This is a genomic window from Catellatospora chokoriensis, from assembly GCF_011297315.1.
Lineage (GTDB): Bacteria > Actinomycetota > Actinomycetes > Mycobacteriales > Micromonosporaceae > Catellatospora > Catellatospora citrea.
In genome coordinates this window covers 270,141-283,917 of record NZ_JAAOTI010000011.1, presented here as the reverse complement: position 1 = coordinate 283,917, position 13,777 = coordinate 270,141, and the positions used below count along the sequence as shown (strand labels likewise).

14 protein-coding genes are annotated in these 13,777 nt (G+C 72.5%); 9 read left to right on the top strand and 5 right to left on the bottom strand.

From position 1 onward, the window contains the following. The first annotated feature begins 274 nt into the window (after nt 1–274). The 4 genes from HAV39_RS18875 to HAV39_RS18860 all read left to right on the top strand — a co-directional run bounded on the left by HAV39_RS18875 (nt 275) and on the right by HAV39_RS18860 (nt 4,521). Entirely contained in the window at nt 275–1,294 is a 1,020-nt protein-coding gene (locus HAV39_RS18875; RefSeq protein ID WP_155392152.1) for a LacI family DNA-binding transcriptional regulator, read from the top strand. A 207-nt stretch (nt 1,295–1,501) separates the two neighbouring features. After that, nucleotides 1,502–3,499, top strand: coding sequence for an endo-1,4-beta-xylanase (locus HAV39_RS18870; RefSeq protein ID WP_203736644.1), 1,998 nt, complete (start codon nt 1,502–1,504; stop codon nt 3,497–3,499). A 138-nt stretch (nt 3,500–3,637) separates the two neighbouring features. Beyond that, a complete protein-coding gene (locus HAV39_RS18865; RefSeq protein ID WP_191840515.1) occupies nt 3,638–4,093 on the top strand; it encodes a MaoC family dehydratase in 456 nt (151 codons plus the stop codon). Next, nucleotides 4,090–4,521 carry an NUDIX hydrolase gene (locus HAV39_RS18860; protein WP_191840514.1) on the top strand — a complete coding sequence of 144 codons (432 nt, stop codon included), beginning with the start codon at nt 4,090–4,092 and terminating at the stop codon, nt 4,519–4,521. Before HAV39_RS18865 ends, HAV39_RS18860 begins: the two co-directional genes overlap by 4 nt. Before the next feature lie 12 nt (nt 4,522–4,533). On the opposite strand, the gene HAV39_RS18855 is transcribed toward HAV39_RS18860, so the two are convergent. The 4 genes from HAV39_RS18855 to HAV39_RS18840 all read right to left on the bottom strand — a co-directional run bounded on the left by HAV39_RS18855 (nt 4,534) and on the right by HAV39_RS18840 (nt 7,286). Further along, on the bottom strand, nt 4,534–4,971 hold the full coding sequence (locus tag HAV39_RS18855; RefSeq protein ID WP_191840513.1) for a hypothetical protein: 438 nt from the start codon (nt 4,969–4,971) through the stop codon (nt 4,534–4,536). Nucleotides 4,972–5,249: 278 nt separating this feature from the next. Beyond that, nucleotides 5,250–6,140 carry a MauE/DoxX family redox-associated membrane protein gene (locus HAV39_RS18850; protein ID WP_191840512.1) on the bottom strand — a complete coding sequence of 297 codons (891 nt, stop codon included), beginning with the start codon at nt 6,138–6,140 and terminating at the stop codon, nt 5,250–5,252. A gap of 115 nt (nt 6,141–6,255) precedes the next feature. Next, nucleotides 6,256–6,858, bottom strand: a complete 603-nt coding sequence (locus tag HAV39_RS18845) for a cell wall protein (protein WP_191840511.1) — start codon at nt 6,856–6,858, stop codon at nt 6,256–6,258. A gap of 17 nt (nt 6,859–6,875) precedes the next feature. Continuing rightward, a complete protein-coding gene (locus HAV39_RS18840; protein ID WP_239120920.1) occupies nt 6,876–7,286 on the bottom strand; it encodes a septal ring lytic transglycosylase RlpA family protein in 411 nt (136 codons plus the stop codon). Between the two features lie 259 nt (nt 7,287–7,545). Between HAV39_RS18840 and HAV39_RS18835 the strand changes: the two genes are divergently transcribed. From HAV39_RS18835 to HAV39_RS18815, 5 genes are read left to right on the top strand one after another with little or no spacing between them, the layout of a single operon-like run. Continuing rightward, nucleotides 7,546–8,853, top strand: coding sequence for a YbfB/YjiJ family MFS transporter (locus HAV39_RS18835; protein WP_191840510.1), 1,308 nt, complete (start codon nt 7,546–7,548; stop codon nt 8,851–8,853). Between the two features lie 4 nt (nt 8,854–8,857). Continuing rightward, a complete protein-coding gene (locus HAV39_RS18830; protein ID WP_191840509.1) occupies nt 8,858–9,268 on the top strand; it encodes a universal stress protein in 411 nt (136 codons plus the stop codon). Between the two features lie 19 nt (nt 9,269–9,287). Then, nucleotides 9,288–10,277: a GlxA family transcriptional regulator gene (locus HAV39_RS18825; RefSeq protein ID WP_191840508.1), complete on the top strand. Its 990-nt coding sequence runs from the start codon at nt 9,288–9,290 to the stop codon at nt 10,275–10,277. Between the two features lie 44 nt (nt 10,278–10,321). Further along, entirely contained in the window at nt 10,322–11,116 is a 795-nt protein-coding gene (locus HAV39_RS18820; protein WP_191840507.1) for a hypothetical protein, read from the top strand. A gap of 4 nt (nt 11,117–11,120) precedes the next feature. Further along, nucleotides 11,121–12,956 (top strand): glycoside hydrolase family 15 protein, encoded by a 1,836-nt coding sequence (locus HAV39_RS18815; protein WP_191840506.1) that lies wholly within the window; start codon nt 11,121–11,123, stop codon nt 12,954–12,956. Between the two features lie 80 nt (nt 12,957–13,036). Here HAV39_RS18815 and HAV39_RS18810 read toward each other — a convergent pair whose 3' ends face one another. Next, on the bottom strand, nt 13,037–13,711 hold the full coding sequence (locus tag HAV39_RS18810) for an esterase/lipase family protein (RefSeq protein ID WP_191840505.1): 675 nt from the start codon (nt 13,709–13,711) through the stop codon (nt 13,037–13,039). Nucleotides 13,712–13,777 lie beyond the last annotated feature (66 nt).

The following is a 13,777-nucleotide window of genomic DNA, read 5'->3' as shown; positions in this document are numbered from 1 at the left end:
AAGGCCAATACGCCGACGACACCGCCCGCGTCCTGGCCTACGTCGTCCTGTCCATGATCCCCGCCCTCGGCTTCTACGCCATCGCCGAACGACAACTCATCGGCGGCCTCGCCGGCAGCGTCAAGGGTTGACGGCCTACCGGGTTCTTCCGGTATATTTCCGCAACTTCACGGGTGCCGAAGGGCCGGCGCGACGGCTCGGGCGTGCCCCAGGTACGCTCTGCCGCGCCGAAACCCTCCGGCCGTAGGCTGAAGCGGTGACGAAGGAGCTGCCCGTGGCTGCGGACGAATCCCGCAAGATCACTATCGCCGCGATCGCGCGCCTGGCCGGGGTGTCCGTGCCGACGGTCTCGCGCGTCATCAACGGCCGCTCCGACGTCTCCCCGCAGACCCGCGAACGCGTCGAGGAACTGCTCACCCGCCACGGCTACCGCCGCCGCCCGGCCAGCATGCGGGTCAATTCCGGGCTGGTCGACCTGGTCTTCCCCGACCTCGACAGCCCCTGGGCCGTCGAGATCATCCGCGGCGTCGAGGACGTCGCCCACACCGCCGGCATCGGCACGGTCGTCTCCGCCGTGCACCGGCGCTCCTCCTCGGCCAAGCAGTGGCTCGACAACATGCGCAGCCGGGCCACCGAGGGCGTCATCTTCGTGACGTCCACCTTGGAGCCGCCGCTGCAGGCCGAACTGCGCCGCCTCAACATCCCCGTGGTCATCGTCGACCCGGCGGGCGTGCCGCCGATGGACGCGCCCACCATCGGGGCGACCAACTGGGCCGGCGGCCTGCGGGCCACCGAATACCTGATCGGCCTCGGCCACCGCCGCATCGGCTTCATCGCCGGCCCGCCGCGCCTGATGTGCAGCCGCGCCCGGCTGGACGGCTACCGGGCCGGGCTGGAGTCGGCCGGCCTGCCCGTCGACGACAGCCTGATCTACCAGGGCGACTTCTACCACGAGTCGGGCTATGCGGGCGGCACCGTGCTGCTGGAGCAGGCCGATCCGCCGACGGCCATCTTCGCCTCCAGCGACCAGATGGCCCTGGGCGTCTACGAGGCCATCCGCCGCCGCGGCCTGCGGGTGGCCGACGACGTCAGCGTCGTCGGCTTCGACGACCTGCCCGAGGTCCGCTGGTCCTCCCCGCCCCTGACCACGATCCGGCAGCCGCTGGCCGAGATGGGCATGGTCGCCGCGCGCACCGTGCTGCGCCTGGCCCAGCGCGAGAAGATCGAGAGCCCGCGCATCGAGCTGGCCACCGAACTCGTCGTGCGCGACAGCACCGCGCCGCCGCGGTCCTGAGTTCGGTCGATAGTTTCCGGAAGTTATTGACTTAGCCCGATGGCGGGGCGCAGGATTGGGAGCGCTTCCATCGATGTGTGCCGTGTCCTGTACCGAGTGACCTCAACCGCCGGCGTCCCCTGCCCGGACCAGACGCCGCACCGTCCCATGCGCGCGAGGCACTCCGGGGCACCGCACTGACGCTCCGCCATCATGAGGAGGACACCCATGACGCCCCCACGCGTCCCCGTCCACAGAGCACGCCGCCGCCTCGTCCAGCTCGCCGTGGTGGCGCTGCTGTCGGCGTTCGCCGTGCCGGTGCTGTCGGCCTCGCCCGCCAGCGCCTCCGGGCCCCTGCGCACCCACGCCGCGGCTCGGGGCAAGTTCATCGGCTTCGCGGCGGCCACCAGCCCGCTGGCCAACGAGGCCGCCTACCGCACCATCGCGCAGACCGAGTTCAGCCAGATCACGGCTGAGAACGTGATGAAGTGGGACACCACCGAGTCGTCGGACAACAACTGGAACTTCAGCGGCGCGGACCAGATCGTCGCCTTCGCCGCCGCGAACAACCAGCAGGTGCACGGGCACACCCTCGTCTGGCACAGCCAGACTCCCGGCTGGGTGCAGGGCCTGGGCGCGACCGCGATGCGTTCGGCCATGCAGGACCACATCTCCACGCTCGTCGGCCGCTACGCCAACAACGCCTCGGTGGTGTCGTGGGACGTGGTGAACGAGGTGTTCGACGAGAACGGCGGCTTCCGGTCCAGCTTCTGGTACAACACGCTGGGCCAGAGCTTCATCGCCGACGCGTTCCGCTACGCCCGCGCCGCCGACCCGGACGCCCGTCTGTGCATCAACGACTACAACGTCGAGGGCATCAACGCCAAGAGCACCGCGATGTACAACCTGGTCCAGTCGCTGCGGGCGCAGAACGTGCCGGTCGACTGCGTCGGCTTCCAGGGCCACCTGGCCACGCAGTACGGCTTCCCGAGCGACCTGCAGCAGAACATGCAGCGTTTCGCGGCGCTGGGCGTGCAGGTCCGCGTCACCGAGCTCGACGTGCGCATCCAGATGCCGCGCACGTCGGCCAAGGACGCCACCCAGGCGACGTACTACAGCAACGTGATCAACGCCTGCCTCGCCGTGACCGCCTGCGCGGGCGTCACCATCTGGGGCTTCACCGACAAGTACTCCTGGGTCCCGGACACCTTCCCCAGCGAGGGTGCGGCGCTGCTCTACGACGCCAGCTACCAGCAGAAACCGGCGTACACGGCGGTGCACAACGCACTCGACAACGGGACGACCGACACCCAGGCCCCGAGCACGCCGAGCAACCTGGCCGCCTCCGGGATCACCTCGAGCAGCGTGAACCTGTCGTGGACCGCGTCGACCGACAACGTGGCGGTGACCGGCTACGACATCCTGCGCGCGCCGGGCACCTCCGGTGGCTCCTTCACCTCGGTGGGCACGTCGACCACGGCGTCGTTCAGCAACACCGGCCTGTCGGCGAACACGTCCTACCGGTACCAGGTCCGGGCGCGTGACGCCGCGGGCAACACCTCGGCGGTGTCCAACACCGTCACGGTGACCACGACCGGCGGCACCGGTGACACCCAGGCGCCCAGCACACCGAGCAACCTGGCCGCCTCGGGCACCACGTCCAGTAGCACCAACCTGACCTGGACCGCGTCCACCGACAACGTCGCGGTCACCGGCTACGACATCCTGCGCGCCCCCGGCACCTCCGGCGGCACGTTCACGCAGGTCGGCACGTCGACCACGGCGTCGTTCAGCGACACCGGCCTGTCGGCGAACACGTCGTACCAGTACCAGGTCCGGGCGCGTGACGCGGCCGGGAACGTCTCCGCGGTGTCCAACACCGTCACGGTCACCACGACCGGCGGCGGCACCGGCGGCGGCTGCTCGGTCACCGCGACCGTGCAGACCGCGTGGAACGGCGGCTACGTCATGCAGCCGATCACCGTCACCAACACCGGCACCTCGGCGATCACCAGCTGGACGGTCACGTTCACGCTGCCGCCGAACCAGACGCTCGTCGGCCAGTGGAACGGCGTGATCACCAGCAGCGGCGGGACCGCGACGGCGAAGAACGCCCCCTACAACGGCAACCTCGCCCCCGGTCAGAGCACCACGTTCGGGTTCCAGGTCGCCCGGGCCAACAGCGACGGCAACACGGCGTACGGCTTCACCTGCGCCACGCCGTGACGACCACCGGCTCACGGCTCCCTCCCTTCGAGCCGTGAGCCACCCCGATGGGCTGCCCGACGGCGCGGGCAGCCCATCTCTCGTCCGCGGCGCGACGCTCTACGATCACCGGGACCAGCCGTGATCCGGAGGTACGTCGTGAGAGTGTTCAGTTCCGCCGCCGACCTGACCGCCGCCGTCGGGCAGAGCATCGGGCCCGGCCCCTGGCACCCGGTCGAGCAGGCCCGGGTCGACACGTTCGCCGACGCGACCGGCGACCACCAGTGGATCCACACCGACCCGGTGCGCGCCGCGGCCGGGCCGTTCGGCGGGACCATCGCGCACGGCTACCTCACCCTGTCGCTGCTGCCGCTGCTGGTGCGTGACCTGTACGGGTTCGAGGGCGCCCGGATGGTCGTCAACTACGGGCTGAACAAGGTGCGCTTCCCCGCGCCGGTGCCGGTGGGGGCGTCGGTGCGGCTGTCGGCGTCACTGGTGTCCGTCGAGGAGGTCGCCGGCGGGGTGCAGGTCACCGCGCGGATGACGATCGAGACCGACCGCGCCGACAAGCCCTGCTGCGTCGCCGAGACGGTGACCAGGGTGTTCTTCGGATGAAGCGGGTGAGCAAGGTCGTCGCGTACATCGTGCACGACGGGCGGCTCGTGGTGTTCGCCCACGGTGACGACGAGACCCTGGCGCTGTCGGGGATCCAGGTGCCCGCGGGCACGGTCCGGCCCGGCGAGCTGCCCGAGGACGCGGTGCTGCGCGAGGCGTACGAGGAGACGGAGCTGCCCGGCCTGCGCCTGGTCCGCTACCTGGGCGTCGGCGAGTACGACGCACGCCCGTCGGCCGACGCCGTGCACGTGCGCCACTTCTACGAGCTGGCCGTCGACGCCGACGAGGTGCCCGAGCGCTGGACGACGTACGAGACCGGCGACGGCTCCCACGACCCGATCCGCTTCGACCTGTACTGGATGCCCCTGGAGCAGGCGCACGTGCTGGTCGGCGGCCAGGGCTCCCACCTCGGCCGCCTCTTCGACTGAGGCGGCCGGGCGTCAGTCCCAGCCGAGGCCGAGGAGCAGGTCGAGGAAGTCGGCGAGGCGCTGCGGGCCGCGGCATACCAGCCGGTGCGCGACGTCGCCGCAAGCCCAGCGGGCCTCGAAGCCGCGCCAGGTGGTGCCCGCGCTGACCCGCACCCGGTGCGGGCCGAGGTTGATCCGGGCGATCTGCCGCTCCATCGTGTCCTCGTCGAAGCCGAGCACGGAGTGCAGCTGGATCTCCGTCGTGCCGCGCCGGTAGGCCGTGAAGCGCTGGGTCGCGGTGCTGATCCGGTTGTCGGGGTCGGCCAGCCAGGCGGCGGGCAGCTCGGGCAGGCCCGGCCACGCGTCGACCGCGCGCCTGCCCCGTCCGGCCAGTAGCGCGGCGGCCGTGGTCAGGCCCGTCGCGGCGTGGCGCAGCGCGGTGGCCTGGAGCGGGGGGACGGTTGCGAGCACGGTGACTCCCGGAGGTCGCGGCGTGCGCGACTCGGGGTGGGGAGCGCGACGCGGTGAAGCGGCGGGGGTGGTCGCCGCGGGAGCCCGACGCTGCGCTCGTTCCTACAGTTCACACCACCGCAACCCGCCGCGCTGCCAAGAGCCCACTCTCCGGGAAAACGGATTCCACTCCCGCCGCCGGCCGCGCGCGGGCGAAGATCGCTGTCTCATGCCAAAACCTGAGGTCAGACCACGGGTTTGGACACGAGACAGCGATCTTCGCGGGCGGGCCGAGCGGCTCAGGCCGCTGCGGTGGCCGGGGTCGGGGACGGGCGGACCCAGTCCGGCTCGGGGGAGTCGGGAGGGGACTGGCGGCTGAGGAGGACCTGGCCGGTGGGCTCGTCGACGAGCACCACCCGCACCGCGGCGGGCTGGTAGCGCAGGCGTGGGACGGCGTACACCGCGGAGGCCTCCTGCCCGGCGTGGCGGGCGGTGAAGACCAGGATGCGCCACTCGTCGTCGTCCCAGTGCTCGCGCAGGTCGGAGGTGAGCAGTGCGGCGGTCTCCCGCCACACCGGGCTGCGGTGCAGCTGGTCCACCGTGGAGTCCAGCGGCACGTCGAATCCGCCCGCCGGCAGCGGCCGGGTGAGCTGGACCTTGAGCTGGCGCAGCGGGTCGAGCCAGTGCCGGTCCAGCTCGGGGGAGAGGGCGACCAGCAGGGCCGTCTCGGCCAGCAGCAGTGCCACGGCGGGCAGCGGCCGGGCCCACAGCACGCCGCTCCAGCCCGCGGTCGCGGGCAGCGCGACCAGGCTCGCGGCGATCAGGCAGGTGGTGCGCGCGAAGGAGCGCCACCGCACCGGGGTGCTGGTCGCCGACAGGCATCCGCACGACGACTCGGGTGCGGCGAGGCGGGCGTAGGCGAGGTAGCCGGTGAAGCCGAGCGACAGTGCGGCGGCGGCCAGCGCCTCGGCCGGCAGCGCGGGTGGGGCGAGCAGGACCAGCCCGAGTGCCGCCTCGACCGCGCCGACCAGCCGGTATGCGGGCAGCGCGCGGGTGTCGCCGACGAGCCGGCCCAGCGCGCTGCGTCCGGCCGCCGCGGCGGCGTGCGGGGAGAGCAGCTTGAGCCGGGCCGACCAGAGCAGCACGATGCCGAGCAGCAGCGGCTGCAGCGGCGCGATCCACGAGATCATCGATCCTCCGGGGTGTCGAAGGGCGTCGTAGGGGAGCGGGCGGACGCCGGGGGTCGCAGCGTCCGCCCGGATTCGGCGGCGGCGCCGGGCGGGTGTGCCGTCCGGCGCCGCCCGGTCAGGCGTTCGCGTACACGGTCGCGATCTCGACTTCGTTGGTGTCGGGCACCCACGCGCCGATGACCTGGACGTGCTTGCCGACGCGCAGCATGGACATGTCGGCCACGGCCGGGGTGTCGTTGTAGCGGGCGGCCGAGGTGCCGGGCACCAGGTGGCCGACGATGCGCTTGCCCTTGTGGTCCAGGTGCAGCACGTTGCGGCCGATGGCGGCGATGTGGGCGTGCACGTTGACGATGTTCACCCACACCGAGTCGGCGGCCAGGGTGCCGTCGGGCAGGCGCAGGCCGCGGGCGTACAGGCCGTCGCCGATGGCGACCTGGTCGAACGTGGTGGGGCGCAGCTTCCAGATGCTGGTGCCGCTGGTGATCCGGATGCGCCACAGCGCCAGGTCGGAGCCGGTCACGAACAGCATCCCGGCGCTGATGCCGGTGATGCGGCCCTCGGCGAAGTCGGGGTCGGGCGCGCCGGGCTCGGTCGTCTGCTCGCCGGCGGCGAAGGCCGCCTCCGGCGCGAGCGAGCCGAGCGCGGTCGCGCCGGCCAGGGCGGCGCTGCCGACGACGGCGGAGGTGAGCAGGCGGCGACGGTCGACGGTCTCGGTCATGTCGATTCCTTCCCGGCTCAGACGGTGTCGACGCTGCAGGGCAGCAGGCCGGCGGAGAGGCTGCCGATCTGGCTGAACGCGGCCGGGGTGAGGTCGACGATGCGGTTGGTGCCGCACACCGAGCCGCAGCAGGCGCGCTCGCCGCACCACAGGTCGGTCTGCGGGCCGCAGTCGGCGATCGTGGTGCCGACGCGCTTTCCGTTGCAGCGGTTGGTCGTGTAGTGCCGGAAGCCGCAACCGCGGCGGGTCATGCTGACACCGCAGGCGTCCGGTCGGGTGATGTTGAAACAGGCGGCCGAGGCGTTCGGCCAGGCGTGCTGGTAGCTCCCGCTGTTGCAGGTGCCGCAGGCGCCGTGCCCGGCGGTGCCGCACGGGCCCCAGGAGTTGCCGCAGCAGAACCAGGACATCGTTCCGGTGAGGGCAGCCACTTTCCGCCTCCTTTCGTGGTGGGGGTGTTTACCAGGAGGAGCGGCGATGGGCCCATCGACGTTTGTCGAACATCATGGAGGGCGGAGAGCTTCGCGGTCAATCCATACAATGAAATATTTCTTCAGGCATGCAGATGGTGGTCAATGGCTCGAACCGAGGGTGGGGCGTCTCGAAAGGCGGCGATGGACTCACTGCCGCCGCGCCTTGACCTGTGTGGGCCGGAAACCCCGGCCACGCACGGCAAGGAGAGACGACGTCATGGACGACAACCGCGGCCTGCGACCACAGGTCATGACCGCGCTCGCGCTGGCAGCCGGGCCGGTGGTGGCGCTGGGCTTCACGCGTTTCGCGTACGCCCTGCTGCTGCCGCCGATGCACACCCAGCTGCACTGGAGTTACGCCCAGGCGGGCGCGATGAACACGGCGAACGCCGTCGGTTACATCATCGGCGCGGCCACCGCCGCGTACTGGGCCCGGCGGCTCGGCGGGTCCGCCGCCTTCACCGGCAGCCTGGCCGTCGGCGCGCTGGCACTGCTCGCCGCCGCCGCCACCGCGCACCTCACCGGGTTGCTCGCGCTGCGCTTCGTGGGCGGTTTCGCCACCGCCGTCACCTTCGTGGTCGGGTCCACCCTGGCCGCGCGGATCGCGGTGGGCGTCCACCAGCGGCGCTCGGCGCTGCTGGTCGGCGTGTACATGGCGGGCGTCGGCATCGGGGTGGTGCTGTCGGGCCTGATCGTGCCCGTGGCGCTGGCCGCCGGTGGCTGGCGGCTCGGCTGGCTGCTGCTGGGCGTGCTGTCCGTGCTCGCGGTGCTGCCGGCCCGGTGGGGGTCGCGTGCCGTGGCCGAACCACGCGGCGCGCACACCGCGCTGCTCAGCCGGGCGCAGATCCGCCGGCTGGGCCCGACGTTCGCCTGGTACGTGCTGTTCGGCGCGGGCTACGTCAGCTACATGACCTTCGTCGTGGCGCTGCTGCGCGGCCAGGGCCTGGGCGCCGGGCTCACGGCCGTGTTCTTCGTGGTGCTGGGCGCGGTCTCCGCGCTCACCACGCTGACCGTGTGGGGCCGGGTCATCGGCCGGCTGCCCGGCGGCCGCGCGCCCGCCCTGGTCGCGGCGCTGGTGCTGCTCGGCGTCCTGCCGGTGCTGCTGATCGAGGCGGGCCCGTTCGCGGCGCTGCTGTCGGCGGTCGTGTTCGGCGCGGGCTTCATGGCCGGCCCCACCGCGGCCACCCTGATGGCGCGCCGCATGCTGCCCGCCGAGGGCTGGGCCGCCGGCATCGCCCTGCTCACCGTCGCGTTCTCGGCCGGCCAGGCGATCGGCCCGGTGCTGTCCGGGCTGCTGTCCGACGGCCCCGGCGGCGTCGCCCGTGGACTGTGGCTGTCCGCCGCCCTGCTCGGCGTCGCCGCGCTGGTCGCGCTGTGGCAGCGCGAGCATCCCGTCGACCCGCAGGCCGTGGCCGACGGCGCTCGTCACGGCGAGCCGGGCCCCGTCCGGGCCGCCGCCGCCGCCCGACCGAGGGCCGTGCCGGCCCCCGGCATGCTCGCCCCCGTCCCGACCCGATCGGAGTGACCCCATGTTCGACACCATCCTGGCCGCGATCGACGGCTCGGCCCGCGACGAGCACCTGCTCGACACCGTCGCCTACCTGGCGCGCACGAGTGGCGCGAACGTCCACGTGGCGCACGCCGACGAGTCGATGATTGTCTACGACACCATCGTCGACCTGGAGGACGACGCCGTCGCCCGCAAGCTCGTCCGCGCGGCGGTCGAGCGGCTGCGGGACAGCGGGATCGTCGCCGACGGCAGCGTGCTGCCGGCGCTCCACGCCGACGTGCCGCGGCTGCTGGTGGACCGGGCGCGCTCGGTCGGCGCGGACCTGATCGCGCTCGGCCCGCGCCACCACGGCCGGCTCGGCGCGCTGGCGGGCAGCGTGAGCAGCGACGTCAGCCGCCTCTCGGCGGTGTCGGTGCTGCTGGTGCAGTGAGGTGAGGAGGCCGTCCGGCATGGGTGCGACGCGCGAGGTCGTCGTGGTCGCCTACGACGGCGTACGGCTGCTCGACGTCACCGGCCCGGTGGAGGTGTTCACCGTCGCCGACGAGCACGGGGCCGACTACCGGGTGCGCATCGCCTCGCCGGGCGGCGCCGACGTGCGCACCAGCAGCGGGGTGCGGCTGGGCGCGGACGTCGCGCTCGCGGACGTGGCGCCGGGCATGCACGTGCTGGTCGTGCCCGGCGCCCCCGACGTGGCCGCCAGCGAGCGGAACACCGCGCTGCTGGCCGAGGTCCGGCGGCTGTCCGCGGACGCGGGCAGCACCGCCTCGGTCTGCGCCGGCGCGTTCGTGCTGGCCGCCGCAGGACTGCTGGACGGGCGCCGGGCGGCCACCCACTGGGATCTGGCCGAGCAGCTCGCCGACCGCTACCCGAAGATCGACGTCGACCCTGAGTCGATCTTCGTGCGGGACGGGGCGGTCGTCACCTCGGCCGGGGTCACCTCCGGCATCGACCTGGCGCTCGGCCTGGTCGAGGAGGACCACGGCCCCGAGCTGGCCCGGCTGGTCGCCAAGCACCTGGTGGTGTTCCTGCAGCGCCCCGGCGGCCAGTCGCAGTACAGCGTGCGGCTGCGCGGCGGCGGACGGCACAGCGAGGTGCTGCGGCCGGTGCTCGACGCGGTGGTGCTCGACCCGGCGGGCGACCACTCGCTGGCCGCGATGGCCGGCCGGGCCATGCTCAGCGTCCGGCAGCTCACCCGGCTGTTCCGGGACGAGACCGGGATGAGCCCGGCCAACTACGTGGAGCTGGCCCGGGTCGAGGCGGCGCAGAACCTGCTGGAGACCGGTGACGAGCCGCTGGACGTGGTCGCGCGGCGGGCCGGGTTCGGCTCCCCGGAGACCATGCGCCGGGCGTTCCTGCGCCGGCTCGGCATGCCACCGGCCGCCTACCGGGGCAGGTTCCGCACCTCGGGCGCGCTGCGCGAGGACCGGACGGCGCCTTGAACCGACCGGCCGCCGCCCGCCGCCGATGGGCGTACGCTGCAAAGATGGATGCGACGCGAGCGGGCGTCGGCAGCGACCCGCTGGCCCATGTCAATGTCTCCCGGCTCCGGTCCGACCTGCGGGCGGTGCAGGCCCTCGGCACCACGTCCGGGGCGATGCAGGCGTGCACCGTGAGCGCGGACATCCGCCAGGCCTACGGCACGGCGCTGCGCGCCCGCGACGAGGCGGCGGCCTACCTGCACGGCAACCGCGACTGGACCACGGAGGACCTGGCCGAGGTGATCTGCGGCCACCGCGCCGACGAGAGGCGGGTGCGCCTGATCGCCGAGTGGTCGACGGCCCCGCAGCACCTCTATGACGCCGGGCATGAACTGCTGCACCGCCAGCAGCTGGCCAACGAGCTGCGCGACCTGCTGTCCGAGGCCCGCGCCACGGCGGTGCACCACCTGCGCGAAGCCGAGCTCATGCTGCCGCCCGACCCGCTGACCCGGGTGCACAAGGCGACCGACATGGTCCGTTTCAGCAGCTACCACCTGGACGTGGTGGCGGCCAACCGCAACCTGTACGCGGCCAACCTGGTCGTGCACCACGAATGGGACCTCGACGAGATCGCGGAGCTGGCCGAGACGGAGCCGGACGCGATCGCCGGCGCCTTCGACGCGGCCCGCACCAACCCGCCGTCGGACGCCGACTCCCGTTCCGTGCGGGAGCTGGCGGCGATCGCGGCGGCCATCGCCGCGCGCCGCAGCCACTGGGAGTCCGCGCGCCAGGAGGCCGTGGCCGAGTGCCTGGCCGCGGGCGTCGATCCGGAGCGGGTCGCCGCTTACGCCGGAGGCTGAGCCGATGAGCGGTGTGCCGATCGCCGACCACGCCCTGCTGTCGGACTGCCATACCGCGGCGCTGGTCACCCGGCACGGCTCGGTCGACTGGCTGTGCTGCCCCCGCTTCGACAGCCCGTCGGTGTTCGGCCGGCTGCTCGACGACGACGCCGGACACTGGTCCATCAGGCCGCTCGGCCCGTTCACCGCCACCCGGCGCTACCTGGACCAGACGCTGGTGCTGGAGACGACCTTCCACACCCCGACCGGCACGCTCGCGGTCACCGACGCGATGGCGGTGGGCCCGAACGAGCACCCGCACGGCCACTCCCTGGGCGTCGGCGCCCCGCACATGCTGGTGCGCGCCGTGAGCTGCCGCGACGGCGAGGTGTCGATGCGCCTGCGGTTCGAACCCCGGGCCGAGTACGGCCTGCTGCGCCCGCTGATGTCGCAGGTGCCGGGCGGGCTCAACGTCCGCGGCGGGCCCGAGTGGCTGATGCTGTCCAGCCCGATGCCGCTGACCTGCGCCACCGGCAGCGCGTACGGGGAGGTCACGCTGCGCGTCGGCGACGAGCTGCTCTTCGCCCTGCACCGCTCGACGTGGGGGCTGGAGCCGGCCCGCATCTGGACGCAGGAGGAGATCGCCGACTGGATGACGGTCACCGTGCAGTCCTGGCGGGCCTGGTCGAAGCTGCACCAGAACTACGAGGGGCCGTGGCGCGAGCTGGTGCACCACAGCGGCCGGGTGCTGCAGGGGCTGACGTTCCGGCCCAGCGGCGCGATCGTCGCCGCGCCGACCACCTCGCTGCCCGAGAGCGTCGGCGGGGAGCGCAACTGGGACTACCGCTTCGCGTGGGTGCGCGACGCCAGCTTCACCATGGAGGCGCTGTGGGTCGCCGCCTGCCCGGACGAGGCCGGTGACTTCTTCACCTTCATGACCACGGCCGCGGCGGGCGCGGTCGGCCCGGACGCCCCGCTGCAGATCATGTTCGGGGTCAACGGCGAGCACGACCTGACCGAGCGCACCCTGCCCCATCTGCGCGGCTGGCGCGACAGCCGCCCGGTGCGGGTCGGCAACGGGGCCTGGAACCAGCACCAGATCGACGTGTACGGCGAGCTGCTCGGCGCGGCCCACCTGCTCGCGGACAAGATCTCCGAGATGGACGAGGACATCCGCGCGTTCCTGGTCGCGCTGGCCGACACGGCCGTGGTCCGCTGCCGCGAGCCCGACCACGGCATCTGGGAGGTGCGCGGGGAGCCCCGGCACTTCGTCTACTCGAAGGTGATGTGCTGGGTGGCCCTGGACCGGGCGATCGCGCTGGCCGGCCGGCTGCAGGCGCAGGACCGGGTGCCGGCCTGGTCGGCGGCCCGCGACGAGATCCGCGAACGGGTGCTGCGCGACGGCTGGAATCCCGCCGCCGGTGCGTTCACGCAGTACTTCGGCTCGGCCGACCTCGACGCGTCGTGCCTGATGATGCCCATCGTGGGCTTCCTGCCCGCCGACGACCCGCGCATGCTGGCCACCATCGACGCGATCGCCGACCGGCTCACCGACGAGCGCGGCCTGGTCTACCGCTACCGCACCGAAGGCGGCGTGGACGGCCTCGCCGGTGACGAGGGCACCTTCCTGCTGTGCACGTTCTGGCTGGCCCAGGCCCTGGCCGAGGCGGGCCGGGTGAACCGGGCGACCGAGGTCTTCGAGCGCGCCGCCGCGTACGCCAACGACGTAGGCCTGCTCGCCGAGGAGGTCGACCCCCGCACCGGCGAACTCCTCGGCAACTTCCCCCAGGCCTTCAGCCACATAGGCCTGATCAACGCCGCCTGGTCCATCACCCAAGCCCGCCACCGCGCCGCCCTGTGACCGAAGGAAGGGCACCTTCTTATCGGTTTCCGTAGAGCAAGGGCACCTTCTTAACAAGAGGGTGCCCTTGAGCTGCGGGATCAGGACTTGAGGAACGTGCGGACCTTCACGGAGACCGGGTCGCTGACCAGCAGCCAGGCGTGCTCGATGCAGCCCACGTTCGTGTTGGTCGCACCGGACAGGAGCGTGCTCTCGTCGGGGTTGATGAACTCGTCGCAGTTGGACCAGTAGGTCTGGTAGCGCACCCCGCCCGGCGTCTCGTCGCCGGCGTTGAGGTCGCGCAGGAAGGAGCTGTCCGGGGCCATCTCCGCGCAGGAGGTGATCAGCCACGAGCAGATCGGGGTCAGGTTGGTGCCGTGGTTCGGCCCGCCGAGCGACACCCACTGGTCCACGGACGACGTGCCGCCGAGGAACTTCAGGTACCACCGGGAGTTCAGGCTGCCCATGGAGTGCGCGACGATGTCGACCTTCGCCGCGCCGGTCTGCGCGCGCACCGAGTCGACCAGGGTGCGCAGCTGCGCGGCGATGGTCTTGTTGGACTTCGTGATGTCGTACGACATCGCGAACAGCCGCCCGCCGCTCCACCCGTCGGCCTTGAAGTCGGCGATCATGTCGTTCCAGTTCCAGGCCCCGCCCTTGTAGCCGTGCACGAAGATGACCGGATCGCGTTCGGCGGCCTGCGCCGGCGACGGCGCGACCACGACCATGGCGAGTACGGCGCACAGCGAGCTGAGCAGGCCGGCTGATTTTCGCATCTGTCCTCCTCGATGGAGTTGAGTGGGACAGAGCGTGCGTGATGTCGTGCGTGCTTCGCATCCGTG